This is a genomic window from Corynebacterium sp., assembly GCF_030532195.1.
Lineage (GTDB): Bacteria > Actinomycetota > Actinomycetes > Mycobacteriales > Mycobacteriaceae > Corynebacterium.
The window spans coordinates 171,218-190,217 of record NZ_JAUNLP010000003.1 but is presented as its reverse complement, the minus strand read 5'-3'; the positions used below and the strand labels follow the sequence as shown (position 1 = coordinate 190,217).

General features: G+C 56.6%; 10 protein-coding genes. 7 read left to right on the top strand and 3 right to left on the bottom strand.

Features of this window, described 5'->3' with window-relative positions; translation table 11 throughout:
- Nucleotides 1–472: 472 nt before the first annotated feature.
- Nucleotides 473–2,086 carry a 1-acyl-sn-glycerol-3-phosphate acyltransferase gene (locus Q4E11_RS05195; protein WP_303164201.1) on the top strand — a complete coding sequence of 538 codons (1,614 nt, stop codon included), beginning with the start codon at nt 473–475 and terminating at the stop codon, nt 2,084–2,086.
- A gap of 6 nt (nt 2,087–2,092) precedes the next feature.
- Nucleotides 2,093–2,926, top strand: coding sequence for an HAD family hydrolase (locus tag Q4E11_RS05190; RefSeq protein ID WP_303164200.1), 834 nt, complete (start codon nt 2,093–2,095; stop codon nt 2,924–2,926).
- 15 nt (nt 2,927–2,941) lie between these two features.
- Here the strand turns inward: Q4E11_RS05190 and Q4E11_RS05185 are convergent, their stop codons facing one another.
- Together Q4E11_RS05185 and Q4E11_RS05180 are read right to left on the bottom strand one after the other, a co-directional pair.
- On the bottom strand, nt 2,942–5,425 hold the full coding sequence (locus tag Q4E11_RS05185) for an N-acetylmuramoyl-L-alanine amidase (RefSeq protein ID WP_303164198.1): 2,484 nt from the start codon (nt 5,423–5,425) through the stop codon (nt 2,942–2,944).
- An 86-nt stretch (nt 5,426–5,511) separates the two neighbouring features.
- Nucleotides 5,512–7,020 carry an N-acetylmuramoyl-L-alanine amidase gene (locus Q4E11_RS05180; protein WP_303164196.1) on the bottom strand — a complete coding sequence of 503 codons (1,509 nt, stop codon included), beginning with the start codon at nt 7,018–7,020 and terminating at the stop codon, nt 5,512–5,514.
- Nucleotides 7,021–7,373: 353 nt separating this feature from the next.
- Between Q4E11_RS05180 and glf the strand changes: the two genes are divergently transcribed.
- Nucleotides 7,374–8,546 carry a UDP-galactopyranose mutase gene (gene glf, locus Q4E11_RS05175; protein WP_303164254.1) on the top strand — a complete coding sequence of 391 codons (1,173 nt, stop codon included), beginning with the start codon at nt 7,374–7,376 and terminating at the stop codon, nt 8,544–8,546.
- 217 nt (nt 8,547–8,763) lie between these two features.
- Here the strand turns inward: glf and Q4E11_RS05170 are convergent, their stop codons facing one another.
- Nucleotides 8,764–9,630: a hypothetical protein gene (locus Q4E11_RS05170; RefSeq protein ID WP_303164195.1), complete on the bottom strand. Its 867-nt coding sequence runs from the start codon at nt 9,628–9,630 to the stop codon at nt 8,764–8,766.
- 394 nt (nt 9,631–10,024) lie between these two features.
- Between Q4E11_RS05170 and Q4E11_RS05165 the strand changes: the two genes are divergently transcribed.
- The 4 genes from Q4E11_RS05165 (at nt 10,025) to Q4E11_RS05150 (ending at nt 18,961) form a co-directional block, all read left to right on the top strand.
- Nucleotides 10,025–11,602, top strand: a complete 1,578-nt coding sequence (locus tag Q4E11_RS05165; RefSeq protein WP_303164194.1) for a class I SAM-dependent DNA methyltransferase — start codon at nt 10,025–10,027, stop codon at nt 11,600–11,602.
- A complete protein-coding gene (locus tag Q4E11_RS05160; protein WP_303164192.1) occupies nt 11,599–12,774 on the top strand; it encodes a restriction endonuclease subunit S in 1,176 nt (391 codons plus the stop codon). Before Q4E11_RS05165 ends, Q4E11_RS05160 begins: the two co-directional genes overlap by 4 nt.
- A 440-nt stretch (nt 12,775–13,214) precedes the next feature.
- The gene (locus tag Q4E11_RS05155) at nt 13,215–14,678 is read left to right on the top strand and encodes an ATP-binding protein (RefSeq protein WP_303164191.1); all 1,464 of its coding nucleotides are present in this window, start codon (nt 13,215–13,217) and stop codon (nt 14,676–14,678) included.
- Between the two features lie 665 nt (nt 14,679–15,343).
- Nucleotides 15,344–18,961: a DEAD/DEAH box helicase family protein gene (locus Q4E11_RS05150; RefSeq protein ID WP_303164189.1), complete on the top strand. Its 3,618-nt coding sequence runs from the start codon at nt 15,344–15,346 to the stop codon at nt 18,959–18,961.
- Nucleotides 18,962–19,000 lie beyond the last annotated feature (39 nt).

The window sequence follows — 19,000 nt, the reverse complement described above, 5'->3', positions numbered from 1 at the left end:
TTTCGTCGAAGAGAATTTCTCGGCTCATGGCTCACGTTAACAAAAAAGGAGCCTGTTGGTAAGGGATAACCTACGGTTACGTAGATATAAATAAAGGTATGAAAAGCGAATGAAAGGGTGCGTGCGTCTGTGCCTCTATCGCCCCAGCTAGAGAGCATTTTTTGAACAATTTTGCTACCCATAGCGTTGTGAAAAAAAGTTAGCCGAAGCCCCCTAATGGGGGTGAGGCAAATCGGAGGCGAGAGGGGCTTGTGCGCGAGTTTAACGCAACTGGCGAAAACACAAATTTGTAACTTGGCTCACCACAATCGCGTCACCTATTCCATGAAAGCCGTTCACCTAAAAGTGGTGTGGTTGTTGTGTCCATATGTCCGCTTTGGCCAAATTTTCGGGGGTAGTGCGGCTCAATAGATATGACGAGCCGATGCGCACAGGCCCGCTGCTGAGTGCGAAAGATTGTAGAGTAAAAGTTATGTTCAAAGATCCCGTGTACTTTGGCGTTATCGGATTAGCGCGCGCCGTCTTCTTTGCCCAAGGTTTGAAATTCACTATCAAGGGCTGGGAAAACGTGCCTAAGAAGTCCGGTGCCGTTGTGGTGACCAACCACACCGGATACATGGACTTCACGTACGTCGGTATTCCGTTTCGCAAGTACCGTCGCTATGTGCGTTTCATGGCGAAGAAGGAAGTCTTTGACCATCCCATTGCCGGGCCCATCATGCGCTCTCTCAAGCACATTCCGGTTGACCGCACCGATGGCTCTAAGTCCTTCGAAACGGCCTGTGAGATGCTGGAAAATGATGAACTGGTCGGCATCTTCCCGGAGTCGACAATCTCCCGCAGCTTCGAGGTAAAAAACCTCAAGACCGGTGCGGTGCGTATGGCGCAGCGCACCGGTAAGCCCATTCTTCCCGTGCTGATCGTGGGATCCCAGCGCGTGTGGACGAAGGGGCATCCAAAGCACCTCGGTCGCACCAATACTCCTATTCATATGGTGGTGCTGCCACCGTGGCATCCGGAGGGCGATCCAGTAGAGGCCACTGATAAGCTGCACGAAATCATGGATCAGGGCGTCCGCCAACTCTGGGATGAGTACGCGGAGGCGGAAGGCCCACTGCCACAGGGCGCCTACTGGGTTCCGACACGCCTCGGCGGCGGCGCCCCGACCTTCGAAGAGGCCCAGGCAGAGGACCTCAAAGTTGAGGAAGAGCGCCAGCGCATTCGCCACTTGCGCAGTGACTTGGCATCGTTCAAGGACAAGCTCGCCGAGTCTGCACGTGAATTCCGCGGCCAGACCAAGCAGCAGTTCATTGATGCCTCCAATACCGTGAGTGCGGAATCGACACGCGCGAAGGAGCAGACAACGGCGATGCTCGCGCAGCTTCGCCAGTCCGTCGAGCAGATGGCGGATGAAGTCGTCGCTGGCGCGAAGGAGAGCCGGGATTCCGTCCTCGCCGCCACCGAATCCATGCGCGCGACATTCCGCGATACCTACGCGCAGTTGGAAAAGGCTTCCGCCGCCAGCCTGGAGCAGACGCAGCAGAGCGTCTACCGCCTCATCGGTCAGTCGATGATGATCCGCGACAAGCTGCCGCAGCGCCTGGACAAACTCATCACCACCAAGCCGCAGTCGTTCATCTTCGATTACCCCGGTTCGCTTGTCGACGGCGCGAACGGTATCAGCGAAGACACTATGAAGGCCTTGGAGCAGCTCGCCGGTGAGGGCGCCACAATCATCGTCCTGCATGATAAGGGCGACAAGCCTGACCTGACGGCCCTGCACTGTGCCGACCTGAAAACGGTGGAGCTTCCTGAAAACGCCAGCAAGCTGGATGTCACCAATGCTGTGGCGGTGACTCTGCGCGAGCAGGCTCGCAAGGAGGAAAGCGCAATGTTGTTTGCCTCGCGGGAAATTTTCTCCGAGGCGCTCGATCGCGTTGGCATGCCAGTAGTGATGGCCGATGCGGACTGGACACTGCTGCGCAATGCGGGCTGGGTAGTTGATACCGCAGCGCATGGGGGAGTGGTTGCCACACTCGAGATGCTGGCCGACCGGTTCTGCGACAACGGCGAAAACGGCGAGTAGTTCGCCGTGACTGAGACAATTCAACCGCTGCTCGTTGCCTCAGATATTGATGGCACTTTTATCGATTCCCGGGAGCGCGTCACCCCTCGTCTGCGCGCGGTAGTGACCAGGATGCTGCGCCACGGGACACCATTGGTGCTGGCCACAGGGCGTCCCGCGCGCTGGCTGAAACCTGTGCTCGATCAGCTACCCGTTCGACCTCTGTGCGTCTGCGCCAACGGCGCGGTCATTTATGATGCCGCGCGCGATGAAGTGGTGTCCGCTAAAACGTTGGAGCCGGAGACGCTGCATTACGTCGTAAAGCACGCCCGTGAAGCAACAGCGTCGGTCGGTGGCATCGGGGTTGCTGCGGAACGCGCCGGGACGTCGGCGTATGACGCGATTGATGAGCTGTTTGTGGTGGCGCCGTCCTATGACCATGCGTGGGAATCAGATGAGCATGGGCTGATTGCGGAGGAAGCGGTGCTCGCAAAGTCGGCGACGAAGCTGCTTTTGCGCAATCCTGACTTGAACAGTGCGCAGCTCTATGAGCTGATTGCGCCGGTAATTGATGCAAGCCGCGCGCACGTGACGTACTCCATGCCGGATGGGTTGCTGGAGGTTTCCGCGCCGGGTGTCACTAAGCGCGCCGGGCTGGAATACGTGTCCGAATTGGTAGGGGCAACGTCGGCTGATGTCGTCTGCTTCGGCGATATGCCCAATGATATTGAAATGTTGGCGTGGGCGGGCACGGGTGTTGCGATGGGCAACGCTGCTGACAAGGTCAAGCAGATAGCAGACGAAATCACCGCCACCAATGATGATGATGGTGTCGCCCAGGTGCTGGAACGCTGGTTTTAGCAGCGTCCCACCCAGTTACTTGATCTCGACGGTAACCTTGCCGGTGCCGAGGTCGAGCACGATGGTGCCGTTCTGGAATTCGGCACGCTCGGTGTTGCCATCGACAACCTGAGTCTTGGTCGGTGCGCCGAGCTTGCCGACCTCAAAGCCCTGACGTGCCCATTCGTCAGCAATCTTGCCCCAGATGGCATTCGCGCCGGTGGTCTCCGAGTACGTAATCACGCCGTTGGAGAACTTCGCGTACTGCAGCGGGTCAGCCTGACCGCTGGAGTTGGACACCGTCGCGCCACTCTGGATGCCCGACATGGCGTAACCGAGCACGGAACCCATCTCCTCCTGGACATGGCGCCACTCGGCAGCGAGGTCATTCTGCTGGTCGATCTTGATAATCTCAGCTGCCAGAACCGGCAGGTCAGAGATGGACGGACCGTTTTCAACGGAGCGTCCCACGGCCGACAGGATGGCGTCCGCCGTCTGGCCGAGGCCCGGTGCGCCCAGCATGCCCAGCGCGGAGGCGAGCATGGAGCGTGCACCCGAAATTGCCTCAACCGCGGCAGCCTTGCGCTGCTCGCGCTCCTCGCTCGGCTCGGCCGCCGAGGTGGAATCGCTAGATCCGCTTAACGACGGGCTGGAGGGCGTATCCGTCATAGTGCCAGTGACAGGTGTCGCGGTGGTCGAACTGGTGACGTTGGTCGAGTCAGTCGGCTCTGCGGTCGTCGAGGTGGTCGACTGCGAAGTCGTGGACTGCTTGGTCGAGGTCGTCGAAGAAGTGCTCTTGGTGCTCTCCGACTTCGAGGCAGTCGAGGTGCTCGGGGTCGCGGACGTCGTCGAGGTAGCAGAGGAGGACTCAGCCGTTGAGGTAGTCGAGGTTGCCGAAGACGTCGAAGTGGTGCTCTCGCTCTGAGTGTCAGTCTGCTCAGAGTCGGACTTCTCAGAGTCAGACTTCGAATCCTCGTCCTTCGGAACCAGCAGGTCAGCCAAGCCGTCTGGGCCTTCATTGTCAATGGTGCCGCTGGTCAGAGCGTTGTACTTCTTCTCCGCAATATTGCGGATTTTGTCCATCTGCGCGTAGCCCGAGTCGCCCGGGCAGGTGGTGTTACCGACATCGCGGTGCGCGAAGATGGTCGGCAGAGTAACGGTGGTGCCGTATGGGTACTTTGTGTAGCTGGTGCCACCCGAGGTCATCTGAATCTGGCCCTTCGGCTTGACACCGGCGACCTTCAGGCGCCAGCCAATCATGTTGCCGACAGACTTGATGGCAGCCTCACTCGGTGCAACCGAGGTGTAGTTACCCATCATGGAGATACCGAAGGTACCGGTGTTGAAGCCACCGGCGTGAGCGCCCTGGACGTTCTTGTCCAGGCCGCCGTAGCGACCTTCAAAGATGTTGCCGTACTTGTCCACCAGCGCGTTGTATCCGATGTCGCACCAGCCCAGAGTCTGAGCGTGGTACTGGTAGATGCCGCGAACAATGCCAGCGGACTGTGCTTCGGTGTAGTTGTTCGAACCAGCGGTGTGGTGAACAGTGGCACCGACGAGCTTGTTGTCGTAATCCGGGCCCATGCAGCGGGAGTTTTCATTTGCGCCCCAACCGGCACGGGTAATGACCTTTGGCATACCCGTGACGTTCTTCGCGTCAACGATGGGGTCGATGGCGCTTTCGGCCGCTTGACCGTCGATAAGCACTGCGTCGACTTTGTCAATTGGCATCTCATCGGCAACCGGCTCGATGTCCGTCCACTTCACAGGCACATTCGGCGAATCCAGGCCTTCGTCGTCATCGGCGGGCTTGGTTGGATCGTCCAGAGCATCCTCCGGTGCGGCGTCTTGGACCTGTTGGTAGTCGGATGCGGCCTTGTCGGCTGCGCCCTTTACCGCTTCCTTGGTGTCCTCGACGGCCTTCTTAGCGCCTTCGGCGTTGATTTCGTCCAGGTTAATCTTGGACATATCCAGCTTTTCGGCACCCTGGATATCCTTCAGATCCACACCGGAGCCTGGGCCGAAGATGTTGAGACCGTGGGTGGAGACCTGAACGCGCTTGGTCGGCTCCACGTAGACCAGCTCGGTGCCATTGAGACCATTGGCATTGCCCTCAGCGGGGTACTCCGGATCGACACTGAACCAGTCGGACCAGGAGCCGTCGGCACGCTGTGCGCGCACGTAGCTGGCGATATCAGCGCTACCGGCCCAGGTCAGGGCGAACTGGGAAAACTCTGTGTCTGAGGTGATTTCCTTGACGACACCGCGGTTGGGGTGTGCGTCGTCGACCAGCGACTGCGTGGCAATTGCCGCGTCCTCAACTAAGACAGAGGCACTGTCTGCCAGCGACTTGCTCTGAACAACGGGGTCGATTGGGCCGACACCGTTGTCCTCAATGAGGTCATACGCGGCGCCTGCTCCGACAACGACAACGGGTGTGAGGAAAAGTGCCGCTACGGCAGAGAGCACCAAGGATTGCTTGGCCCCTGCGCGGCGATTAATGCGTCGGCGACTAAACACGGTTTTTACTCCTGCGTGAAAGCTGTTGGCTGTCAATAAAGCACAAAGTTGCTGGTAGTGGCTATGCGGATTGTGCCCGCAGCGGGTTAGCGCTGTGGTGCGAACAAATCACGGGCGGCCTGACCCGGGGTTCCCGGCAGGCCGTCAGCCAGATAGTTGTTGATGAATTCGGCCGGGCTTGGCGCGCCGGTAGACCCGGTGCTGCCCTCCGGCGAGCCCTGCGAGTCCTCGGCGCCCGGGAAACCTGGAAGGTTCAATCCGGACTGCTCGGAGGAGTCCGGATCCTTCGACCCACCGGTGATACCTGCACCGCTGTTGCCGTCGTACTTGGCCTTCGCGGCTGCGCGGATGTCATCCATCTGCTGGTAGCCGAAGTTGCCCGGGCACGAGGTGTAGCCGGTGTCGCGGTGACCGAAAATAGCCGGCAGATTCACCGTCTGGCCGGAGCTGTAGCGCGACTTCGAGTAGCCGGAGCTGGTCAGAGAAGCGGTGGACATTGGGTCCACGCCGCCGACCTTCATGCGCCAGCCAACCATCTCGCCGACTGCAGCGACTGCCGCCGACGGCATTGCAATCTGGTCGTAGTTGCCCATCACCGAGATGCCGAAGGTGCCGTCATTGAAGCCACCGGCGTGAGCGCCCTCGATGTTCTTGTCCAGTCCGCCGTACCGACCCTCATAGATATTGCCGAACTTGTCGACCAGCGCGTTGTACCCCACATCGCCCCAGCCCAGCGTCTGTGCATGGTAGGCGTAAATGCCGCGCACAATGGCCGGCGCCTGCGACTCGGTGTAGCTATTGGAGCCCGCAGTGTGGTGGATGCAGGTGCCCTTGAAGGTCTGATAGGAGCTAGATCCGCTGCGTGCGGATTCATCAGCACCCCAGCCTGCGCGGCTGATGACCTTCGGCGCGCCAGAGATGGCGGACTCGTAGGCAATTGGCGTGATGACCTGCCCAGACTGCTCAACACCATCGACGAAAACAGCCTGCACGGAATTCAAGGCCAGTGCTGCAGTGCCATCGATGATGCTCTGCAGGTTCTCACCAATGGCAGATGGATCCAGGCGATCCAGGCCAACGATGCTGCGCGGGTCCATGCCCTCCAGCAGGTTCAGGCCAATCGTGGAGACTTGCACGCGCTTGGTCGGCTCCACGAACAGGAGCTCAGTGCCGGACTGACCCGAGCCATTCATCGGCGCGTGGGAATCAGCGTGGAACCACGGGCCGAAGTTGCCGTCTTCACGCTCAGCACGGACGTAGAGCTCAACGTTGGAATCTCCCGGCCACGTCAGCGCGAACTGCGAGAACGGCTCATCGCGGGTGATGTCCTTGACGAATCCGCGAAGTGGGTGCAGCGCGTCAGAGATGGTATGCGTGCCGACGGCCGCGTCGTCGACCAGCATCGTGACGGAGTCGGCCAGCGGCGATGTCGAGAGCTTGGCCGCAATCGGGGAAACACCAGGGCTTTCCACCAGGGTAGGGGACTGTCGGACGCCCCAGGATACGAGGGGAGCTGCCGCCGCGGTGGCGGCGAGTCCGTATAGGAAGGTACGGCGGCCCATCGACGGGGCATTGATGCGACGGCGAGTTGGCACGGTAAAAGCTCCAAAAATATGGGGTACAAGGTGCATCGACGTGGAGTCGATGTGAACAAAAGTTGTTAGGTAACAGAAAAATACTGAGAAGGATGTTACCAGTGTGACTAAAAAAATCTAGTGTGGACGCTGTGTTTTAGCGTTAATTTTGAGAAAAATATCGAGGAATGTGACCAAAAGAACGTCGGGTGACGCTCACGTGGACGTCGGCACGCCCGCGTGTACACCCGCAATCGGTGGCCAAATGCAATAGGTTTTAAGGCGTGAGTAGCGAAAAGAACACCACTGCCAATACCGCCAACAACTTTGCGCCGAAGTCTCTACAGGACGTCAAGGCCAACACGTATGACCTCATCATCGTCGGCTCGGGTTTCTTCGGTTTGACCGTGGCCGAGCGGACTGCGAATGAGCTGGGTAAGCGCGTGCTCGTTGTCGAGCGACGCAACCACATCGGCGGAAACGCCTACTCGGAGGCTGAGCCGGAGACTGGCATTGAGGTGCACAAGTACGGTGCGCACCTGTTCCACACCTCTAATAAGAGGGTCTGGGATTACGTCAACCGGTTCACTGACTTCACTGATTACCAGCACCGCGTGTTCGCCATGTACAAGGGCACCGCGTACCAGTTCCCGATGGGTCTGGGCCTGATCAACCAGTTCTTCGGTCGGTACTACACCCCGGACGAGGCTCGTCAGCTGATTAAGGACCAGACCGATGGCCTGGATCCGCGCGATGCCAAGAACCTCGAGGAAAAGGCCATCTCCCTGATTGGCCGTCCACTCTACGAGGCCTTTGTGAAGCACTACACCGCAAAGCAGTGGCAGACCGACCCGAAGAACCTGCCGGCTGGAAACATCACCCGCCTGCCGGTCCGCTACACCTTTAATAACCGCTACTTCAACGACACCTACGAGGGCCTGCCTGTCGACGGCTACACCGCCTGGCTGGAAAACATGGTGACCTCCGACAAGATTGATGTCGTTGTCGACGCTGACTGGTTTGAGGTACGTGACGAGCTGCGCGCAGCCTCGCCGGAGGCTCCGGTTGTCTACACCGGACCGCTTGACCGCTACTTCGACTACGCCGAAGGCAAGCTGGGTTGGCGCACCCTGGACTTCGAGATGGAGGTCCTCAACACCGGTGACTTCCAGGGCACCCCGGTGATGAACTACAACGATGCCGATGTTCCTTACACCCGTATCCACGAGTTCCGTCACTTCCACCCGGAGCGCGACTACGTCAAGGACAAGACCGTAATTGTTAAGGAGTACTCCCGCTTCGCCAAGGACGGCGACGAGGTGTACTACCCAATCAACACTCCGGAAGACCGTGAGATGCTCGAGGCTTACCGCAAGCTGGCCGCTGCAGAAGCACAGGAGAATAAGGTCCTCTTCGGTGGTCGCCTGGGTACCTACCAGTACCTGGACATGCACATGGCCATCGGTTCCGCACTGTCGATGTTCGATAACAAGATTGCGCCGTACTTCAACGACGGCGAGCCGCTGGAGCAGCAGCGCGGGCACTAGGCACCGATTGGAGTTCTCTCGCTAGGAGTGTGTGTGCAAGTTGCACAAGACTAGCTAGATACGTTCCTAACAGGGTCAATGTTGCTGGTGCGAGAGCGTGGATAACGTACCCTAATGACCCACTTTTTCCTTAAGATTCCCAATTCTTACACCACCGCCACGATAGCTATCGCAGCGGTGGTGTACTGAACAACCGCACTAGAGCATGAGGATACGGTCACCGTTGATAACTGCGGTGATTATCATCTTTCTTGACTCGAGAATCGTCATAAAAATCCCCAAGATCAATTGGCTTAACAGGTTGCGTTTCCATGTGTTCGGGATATTCAAGCAACGCAATCCGAGCAATGATTGTTAACGCTCTGATTCCATGTAAAGCTAAATCACTCAAGGGCGGCATTTTTTCAGCCTGGTTGATCCATTCCTGACCGCCACGTTTTTGCGCTTCCGCAAGTGGCTGGTAATCGTTCACAATCTGCTCCCACAGCACGTGTAGCTGGGCGCTTACATGAGGTTGCGTTATCTCAATATCCAGTAAGGTCAATTGGTTAGTAGCTTCAACATTGAACCGCGCAAGCTCGACGGCTTTAACTAGCTTCGCGCGTTCAATGTCACGGTCTCCTTGTGTATGAACTGCTGCGGCGCGTTCGCTGACAAGTGCGGCGGACTTGGTGATTTCCCGTATACAATCGGCTACTGCTCGGCGTTGCCGTGCCCAGTCTTCACGTTGCAATTGCTCCAACCGTTCTCGCTCACGTCGGTCGTCGTCGGCTTTACGCCTAGCGTCCTCTGCCGCTTGGTCGGCTTTGCGTCGTTGGTCAGCTGCGTCTTGCTCGGCTTTACGTCTCGCATCCTCAGCTCGCCTATCTTCCGACCGTTCTCGCTCACGTCGGTCGTCATCGGCTTTACGCCTAGCGTCCTCTGCCGCTTGGTCGGCTTTGCGTCGTTGGTCAGCTGCTGTTTGATCTTTTTTGCGCCGACTTTCTGCCCCTGCGTTATTTATCAGCACGCCACCGAGGGCAATGAGAGCAACTATGAGCGACACGCCACTTTGAGACGTGAACCAAGAAATGAACGACTGCATAAGGGAAGCATAGAGGTCTTTGTTCCTGTTCACGTGCCACTGCTACCCCTCCAGAGCTCCAATCGCATTTCCTACTAGCGTGTTTGCACTCCGAGGCGGTGGTAACGGTGCGTGTGGGCTTACCTCAACTAGGGATACCGAAATTCACGGTAAAGCAACCTGAAATAGTTCGGAATGATTTGAAGGAACTATCTAAAACTGCGTGGAGATGGTTGGTTGCTGGAATAAGCTGTGTGGAATTCTTGCTGATTAGCGCAAAGAGATAGATTCTCGGCGCACTTACGTTGGTCCTGGACTGCCGACGAGCCTCCTTCGAAATGTCCCGTCGGACATACATTCGAGGCTCAGGAACCTAATCCATGCTCGCTCCGCCCTCACCAGTAGAGTTAGCGGCGTGACTACGGCAGATTTTAGGAAAAAGGTCGACGCCATCTGGAACGTGTTCTGGTCTGGCGGAATTACGAACCCGATGAACGTCATCGAGCAGATGACATACCTGATTTATATGCGTCAGCTCGACCTGGCTCAGGATGACATTGATAAGAAGCGTGCCATCGGTGTGCCGGTGCCGGAGTCACAGGATATTTTCGGCCCTTCCCCGCAGGAGCAGAGCCTGCGCTGGAAGAACCTCATCGCGGAGACCGATCCCGTGGCGCTTCGCAATCTGATTGCCAACGATGTGTTCGCCCATCTGCGCCAGTTGGGTGGCACCGGAATGTCGAAGCACATGGCCAATGCGACTTTCGGCATTGAGAATCCGTCGACGCTGCGCAGCGTCATGGCGCTGATGAACGAACTGGATTTCCGCGACAAGGATTTTCTAGGCGACTTGTACGAATACTTGCTGTCGCAGCTGAGCACGTCGGGTAAGAACGGTCAGTTCCGCACTACGCAGCACATCATCAAACTGATGGTGGAACTGATGCGTCCGGCCCCCGGCGAACGCATCATCGACCCGGCGTGCGGCACCGCAGGCTTCCTAGTCAATGCGGCGCTGTGGATGAAGGAGCACCACGCCGATGAGCTGCTGAAGAAGGACAAACAGCGCGAGTTCTCCGAGAACACTTTCTACGGCTACGACTTCGACTCCACCATGGTGCGAATCTCGGCGATGAACATGTTCATGCACGGCTTCAAGGACCCGAATATCGCCTACCGTGATTCGCTGGCGAAGATCCCCTCGGAAGACGTGGGCTCCTTCGACCTAATTCTTGCCAACCCGCCTTTTGCGGGCTCTACCGATGAGGACAACATCGACCCCGAGCTGCGCTCTTTGGGCAAGACCAAGAAGACGGAACTGCTGTTCATCAACCGTTTCCTGTCGCTGCTGAAGATTGGCGGTCGCGCAGCTGTGATTGTCCCCGAAGGTGTGCTCTTTGGTTCCACGAAGGTGCATAAGGCGCTACGCAAGGAATTGGTAGAAAACCAAAGCCTCGACGGAGTAATCAAGCTGCCCTCTGGCGCATTCAAGCCGTACACGGGCGTGTCCACCGCAATCTTGTGCTTCACCCGCACTGACTCTCCGGCCACCGATAATGTGTGGTTCTACGAGGTGCTTGCCGACGGCTACTCGCTCGACGACAAGCGCACTCCGCTTCTCGACGAGCACTTGCTCGGCGTTTCCCCGCTCTCGTGCCCGGTAGATCCTGAGAATCCAGGGGACTGTCCGGAGCCTGCAACGTTGACGGAGGAGCAGCACGCGAAGAACAACCTGCCGGATGTGGTAAGGCGATTTGCCGAGCGTAAAGGCAGCGAGCTTGAGCGTGTACGGACGGAGCAGAGCTTCTGTGTGCCGGTAGCGGAGATTGCGGAGAACGATTACGACTTGTCTATGAATAGGTACAAGGAGATTGTCTTCGAGGACGTGGAGACCCGTGACCCGATGGAAATCATCGCGGACATTGAAGCGCTGGACGTGGAGATTGCCAAAGGAATGGCGGAGCTAAAGGTGCTGCTAGGGGGCGAAAAATGAGCAAGTGGCCGATGGTGAAGCTGGGGGAGATTTGTGAAATTCGCATTGGGAAAACACCCGCGCGGAAGAATAAAGATTTCTGGGGACAAGGGCTTCCCTGGCTCTCAATTAAGGATATGAACCAGGGGCGCGTCATCCGCAAGACGTCGGAAGAGATTTCTGCTTTTGCAGTGCAGTCTTTGAAGATTACGCCGTACCCCCCGGGGACAGTTTTCTTTTCTTTCAAGCTGTCAATCGGAAAAGTTGGAATATCTGAAGTCGAGATGTTTACCAACGAAGCTATCGCCGCAGTAACACCTTGTGATTCCTCGATTTTGTCGAGAGGCTATCTGATGGAGGCATTGGAAAATGCTGGAAAGCGATTACAAGGAAACGACGCAGCAATGGGAGTCACTTTAAACAAGAAATCACTACATGAGATTGAAATCCCCCTTCCTCCTCTCGAGGAGCAGAAGAGGATCGCGGGGATTTTGGAGGCATCGGCGCGAAAGTACTCATACGCACAAGAACAAGTTCGAACTGTGAGGGGATTAAAGAGAGCTTGCATTGATAAGGTAATTCGTCAAGAAACGACAGATTCCGTACTGCTCAGTGAAGTTGCTGAAATCTCATCGGGGATTACTAAAGGCCGAAAGACTAAGCCTGAGGAGACAACGTACGAGTTCCCGTACCTTGCGGTCGCGAATGTAAAAGATGGTTTTTTGGATTTAAGTCAAGTCAAAAAAATAGCCGTCACTGAAGCTGAAACCGCTCGGTTTGCCCTGCAATCTGGAGATATTTTGCTGACCGAGGGCGGAGATCCCGACAAACTCGGTCGAGGAACTATATGGCGTGACGAGATTCCAGGTACGATACATCAAAATCACATTTTCAGAGTCCGCTTAGCAGAAGAATCTCAATGGACACCCGAGGCTCTCATGGCGGTACTGAGCTTTGAGGAAGCTCGCGCGTATTTCCTTAAGTCAGCGAAGCAAACGACAGGAATTGCGACACTTAGCAAGACGCAGCTTTCGAGAACACCCATTAGGAAATTGAATAGCAAAAGCGCGCGGCAAATTTCGGAGTTGACGGAGTTTTTCCAGCGGCAGGAACAATACCTAGCGCGGAAAGTTGGGCTCCTTCAAGAACTCCATCAGTCTCTCGCTGCTCGAGCGTTTGCTGGAGAGCTCTAGCGTATGGCTGCGTGTGGAGGGGGAGAGCTCACTCACTTAATGCTCTGCAATCCTGGTGGCGTAGTGCATTGGCGTAGGTCAGTGCAAAAACCCTCACTCCCCTGAGCCTCGTAAGATCGGGGGAGTTGTCTTTTTGCATGTCTGAGTTGAAGCCCGAGGCAATACAACTGTTGACTGCATATGGTGACGGCGTAACCATATCCGCGGAATACGTCGAAGAAACACAAAAATTTCTACACGTTTTCTGAACGAGTTTATGGCGTAACCATGTTTGGTGACCCGCCGTGTCGGGTGCGTCGGGTGCGAAACCTGTGATGTCGTGCATAAAAGTGCAGATGAGAATGGTTTGAGGTCAACATAACACCGAACTCCCCACTAAGCTTCCCACAGTGTTATGTTAAGTGGGAAGTTTAGTGTGAAGCTTATCGAGCGGAGCCATCGTGGACGAAGGTCATCTGAAGGAAATCATCGCGAACCTACGGCTGGTAGGTTCGGATATTCAGTCTGTTGAAGTGAAAAGCAACGTCGGCAAGTCCATTCGGGAAACTCTCAGCGCATTTGCCAACGCTGGTGGCGGAGTGATCATGGTCGGGCTCGACGAAAAATCTGGCTTTGTGCCCGTTGGAAAATTCGACGCGCTCAAGGCGCAAGATGCTCTCGAGACCCGCTGCTGTCAACTAACGCCACCGGTAAGGCCCGAAATCTCGATCGTTCCATTCGAGGGAACCAGCATTGTCGTCGCAGAAATCGAGGAGTTTAGTCCCGTCGATAAGCCCTGCTATGTGACCGACCAGGGGAGGTACGGCGGCAGCTACATTCGGACAGGGGAGGGCGATACCAAACTCTCGAATTACGAAATCGACAAGCTAATCGAAGAGCATACTCAGCCAAAATGGGACGAGGAGCCAGTATCCGAAGCCACGGTAGATGACTTGGCCCCTGAAGTGCTCGAGGACTATCTGCAAACCCAAAAGCAGCGCCGCCCAAAGACCTTCAAGGACGGCCGCGAAGTAGCGCTAAGGCGGCTCCGAATCACCAAGAACGACAGCCCGACCTTGGCGGCTCTGCTGGTAATGGGTGACTATCCCCAAGAGTTCTTCCCTCGGCTGACCGTGACATTCGCTCTCTTTCCGGGTACGAGCAAGGGTGCCATCACTACTGGGCTGAGACTTCTCGACAGTGCAACACTTACCGGCACCATTCCGGAGCTAGTCGACGCCGGAGTCGACATAGTTAAGAGAAACATGCGCACCGGTGCCATGATTGGGGAAAAATTCCGGACTGATCTTCCTGACTATCCACCGATTGCAGTACGCGAAGCGCTGGTGAACGCGCTGATGCACCGCGATTACTCGCCGTCGGCGCAGGGGAGCCAGGTGCAAATCAATATGTTTGTCGACCGGCTCGAAATTACGAGCCCTGGCGGTCTGTATGGGGGTGTAACGATCCGGCATCTGGGCGAGCCGGGTGTCAGCTCTACCCGCAACCAACGGATTTCCAGCTTTTTGGAGGAAGTCTCCCTGCCGAGTGAAGGCAAACAAGCAGGGCGTGTGGCTGAAAATCGTGGCACGGGCATCGCGACGATCAACCAGTCCTTGGAAGATGCGCTCATGCCCAAACCTGAGTACATCAATCGGCTCGATAGCTTTACCATCATTTTCCGACGGCGACGCGTCGCTACACAGGAGCGATACACGACTGCGCGAGATCACGTACTGGCAATCCTGAAAGAGGAATCCTCTTCCTCAACGACTGAGCTCGTGGAGAAAACTCAGTTGAGTCGGACTGCAGTCCAGAAAGCTGTCAATGCGCTCATCGATGAAGGCTTGGTCGAGCGGACTGAGCCTTCGCGGAGTCCGAAGCAGCGCTATCGGATGATTGCGGGGCAGAGCACTTCTCGCTGAGTGTAGGAAAAATTGCTTAGCTTATGCAAGGTAAAAGATTGGTAAAAATGCGGGTGAAACAGATTTAAGGTCAACATAACACCCAACTTCACACATAACTTCCCACGGTATTATGTCGAGTGAGAAGTTGGGTGAGGAGGTTGGGGCAGCCGTGGCTTGAAGCCTCGTTTGATTCTCTGGAATCAGTCCGATTCCAGAGAACAAAGGGCTACAATGTGACCACCTCCAAGGAATATGTCGAAGAATCGAGAGAATCTCGACACGTTTTCTCACTATGTTTAAGGCGTAACCATGTTGAGTGTTGAGGCTTGTAAAAGCCGGCACATGTCCAACGTATAATTCGCTTTGCAGAGATTGCCAATATGCAGACAACTACGCATCTCCAAACCCCGCGAAGGCTATGCCTCGCGGGGTTTGCGATTTACCACTGGGGAACCCCATCTGCACTCCTACTCGAGTTAGTGTGCGCGGTAGTGAGCCTCTTAAGTATTTGGGGACGGCGATGGCCATTTTCTGTTTTCCGAACAGGTGCTGCGTCTCTCGGACACACATTCGACGCTACGACCAACGGAATCCCTTTGGGAGATTAAACTAAACCTCGTTGAATAAAACGTTGAATAAGAATTGACGTTGCTCCAATTAATAAAAGGACGCCGATGACTCCTATGACGCCGTCTGACAGCACGCCCGCTTCGCCCAACGCGACACCGGGTGCCCCAGGCATGGACAGCTCGGCGAACAGTGCCCTCCAGCCGAAACTCAGCAACTTCGGTTTCGTCGGTGCTGTCTTCCCAAGTCTGCTTATGGATTGCCGCCATGCGGAGGAAGCTGCAGTTTCCAACCCGCGCGCCGCAGTCATTCAGGCGCGTTTCGTCGCAGAGCAGGTCGTCCGTCACATCTCCGTTTTCTTCGGAGCCCCCAATCACCCCGACGCTACAGGGAAGAGCGGCTTCCACGACCTGACCCGCACTCCGGAATTCCAACGCCACGTCCCCAGCATCATCCAATCCAAGGTTCACACGATTCGCAAAATCGGAAATCTGGGTGCTCATAATCCGCAGTACCTTGCCCCGGAAGTAGCAATTAACGCTGTCGCACATCTCTATGACTTTCTCGCCTGGGCGGCTGCCAATGTCGCCGGACAAGGAAAGAAAGCGCTCCCACCAGCACCCTTCGATAAGTCAATCCTTCTCAACGCGCCCAAGCACGCAGCTGCCACCGAAACACAACGGGGTGCAGAACTGAAGAAGCTCGCCTCCGAACTTGAGGCGCGAGAGAACTCTGCAAAAGAATCCGCGTTGCTGCTCTCCAAGGAACGAGCCCAACGCCTCCTGGAGCGCCAATCCCATCTGCGTGAGAAAGAAAAGTTTCGCAAAGCCCGTGCCGAAGCGCTCGAAGGCCAAGCTCGCATCGATGAACTCCAGGCCGCCAACGAAGAACTGAAGCGACAGCTTGAACAAGCCCTGGAAAATACTCGCCAGGAACTCGTCGAAGCTCAGAGCAACGCCGGACAGGTGGATATATCGGCAAGCTATGCGATTAGCGAGGCCCAGACTCGGCGGGACATCATCGACCCCATGCTGGCGGAGGCCGGTTTTACCCCAGAGGCGGGCAATGTTCGCTACGAAGTCACATTGCCGTCGGGACGCGCGGACTACGTGCTCTACGGCAGTGACGGCAAAGCATTGGCCGTCGTGGAGGCAAAGAAGCCTGCAATCGAGGTCAGCGCAGCCTGCGAACAGGCTCGGCAATATGCTGATGACTTGGAAAAACAGTACGGACAGCGTCCGCTGATTTACTACGCCAACGGGCACGTCATCAAGATGTGGGACGATGCCGCGAATCTACCTGGCGGCCACGGCTACCCGCCCCGTAGCGTCGAGGGATATGCCACCGCCGACGAGCTCTACCGCATCATCCATAACCGCAAATGGCGTGCGCCGCTGAGCACAACCGATATCGACCAGTCGATTGCCGGACGCAACTACCAGCAAAAAGCCATTCGTGCAGTCACCGAGCACTACGAGGCTGGACACCGCCACTCGCTGCTGGTCATGGCTACCGGCACCGGCAAGACCCGCACTGCTATCGCCCTGACCAAGATGATGCAGCAGGCTAAGTGGGCTAAGAACGTGCTCTTCCTCGCCGACCGGAAAGCACTGGTCAACCAGGCTGCCAAGAATTACCAGGCTCTCTACGGTGAGGCCGGTGTGGTTAACCTGCTGGAAAACCCCGACGGCATTGGGTCGATTTATGTCTGCACGTACCAGACCATCATCGACAAGCTCGGCACCGAATTCAGCCCCTACGCCTTCGATCTGATCATCGTCGACGAAGCGCATCGCAGCATTTACCGTCGCTATAAGCGCATCTTCGAATACTTCGATGCCCTCCTCTTTGGCCTCACAGCCACCCCGCGCAACGAAGTCGACCACAACACCTATAGTCTCTTTCACCTCGAAGACGGCAAGCCCACCGGCGAATACAGCCTCGCCGAAGCGGTCGCAGATAACTACCTGGTTCCCTTCCGGCCGTATGCAGGCGAGACGCTAATTCTGCGGCGCGGCATCAATTTCGATGAGCTCAGCGACGAAGAACAGCTCCAACTCGATGACATCGACTGGGGTACAGATGATGACGGCAACTCCATCGAAGCGCCCGAAGGTGCTAGCGCCGAGGAAATCAACGCCAAACTCTTCAACCACTCCACTATCGAGCTGGTGCTGCGACAGGTGCTGGAAAACGGCATCAAAGTCGAAGGTGCAGACCGCCTGGGCAAAACCATCATCTTCGCCCGTAACAGGAAACACGCCGAGCTCATCCACGACCACCTCGTCGACATCAATCCAGTGCTCAACTGCGCCGTCATCACCCATGACAACAGTCGTGCCCAAACTCTGATTGAAAACTTCAGCTCCAACAAACCCGGCAGCATTGACGTCGCCATCAGCGTGGACATGCTCGACACCGGCATCGATGTGCCCGCCGTGGTCAACCTCGTCTTCTTCAAGCCCGTCTACTCTAAAACCAAGTTCTGGCAGATGATGGGCCGCGGCACACGCCTATGCGAAGATCTCTTCGGCCTTGGACAAGACAAAACTGAGTTCTACGTTTTCGACTACTGCGGTAATCTCGACTATTTCACCAGCGAAATCGCCTACACTGAAACTGCAGGCTCCCGCCAAAAGTCCCTGTCCGAGCGTCTCTTCGCGCAGCGTCTCCGGATGATTGATTCGCTTGACGACGGTCCCTTGCGCAACGACACCAAGGATTTGTTGAGGCGCCAGTTAATTGACGTGCCGGACGCAAGCGCGTTGGTGCGACCTGCTGACCGACCAGTGCTGGCAAAGTACCGTCGTGAAGCAAGCTGGGACAACCTCGAGACGGCGGATCTGGCAGAGATGGAGCAGCGATTAGCGCACCTGCCGTTCCAAAGTGCGGGCGAAAACGAGTTTGCGAAACGCTTCGATCTGCTGATTATCAACATGCAAGTGGCTTTGGCAGAAGGTAAGGAGATTAGCGACAACAAGCGCGGGCGCGTGCAGCATATTGCGAACAATTTGCTTACCAAGCTGAATGTGCCGGCGATTGCGAAGCAGGCCGAGCGCCTCGAACAGGCAGTCAGCCCGGAGTGGTGGGAGGGCATCACCCCCGATGACCTGGAACTACTGCGCAGGGGTGTGCGAGGCCTGGTGCAATACGTGGACAAGGGCAAGCGGAACCAGGTCGTGATTGATGTGGCGGACGAACTTGGTGAGCTGCGGATGGTGGACGTACCGCTTGAAAGCGCATCCACCACAGTGATTGGCAGCACGGTGGAGGACAAGATTCGTAAGGTTATCGAAGCTCACGGTGACGCGCTGGTTCTTCAGAAAATCCGTAGAGCAAAGGAGCTCTCGGCTGCGGATATCGCCGCGCTAGAGGAATTGGTCGCAAGCGCTGGCATTGCAGATGTAGAGGGCTTACGCGACCAATTGGGCATGTCGCTGCCGCGCTTCGTGCGTGGGCTGGTTGGACTGGAAGAATCGGCGGCACGCGAGGCATTCGCCGACTTCCTGGACGGCTCCAAGCTCAACTCCGTGCAGCTGGACTTTATGAACAGACTAATCCGCGGGCTGATGCTCAACGGCGTAGTGACGATGAGCGACCTCTTTGATTCCCCTTACGCCGACCACGGCACGCCCTTCGACGTTTTCGACGACAACATCGCCACAGTCACGGATATTAAGGACAGGCTCGACAGGATTGCGGAGACTGCGGACCCAGGGGCGGGGTCAGCATAGTAGCGCTGGATATTAGTAGGGGGCGCTCACTAGCGGCTA

Bases quoted from the DNA above. Each gene is read 5' to 3' on its own strand.
- Q4E11_RS05195 (WP_303164201.1), top strand. From the start codon at position 473: ATGTTCAAAGATCCCGTGTACTTTGGCGTTATCGGATTAGCGCGCGCC.
- Q4E11_RS05170 (WP_303164195.1), bottom strand. From the start codon at position 9,630: ATGCAGTCGTTCATTTCTTGGTTCACGTCTCAAAGTGGCGTGTCGCTC.
- Q4E11_RS05160 (WP_303164192.1), top strand. From the start codon at position 11,599: ATGAGCAAGTGGCCGATGGTGAAGCTGGGGGAGATTTGTGAAATTCGC.
- Q4E11_RS05150 (WP_303164189.1), top strand. From the start codon at position 15,344: ATGACGCCGTCTGACAGCACGCCCGCTTCGCCCAACGCGACACCGGGT.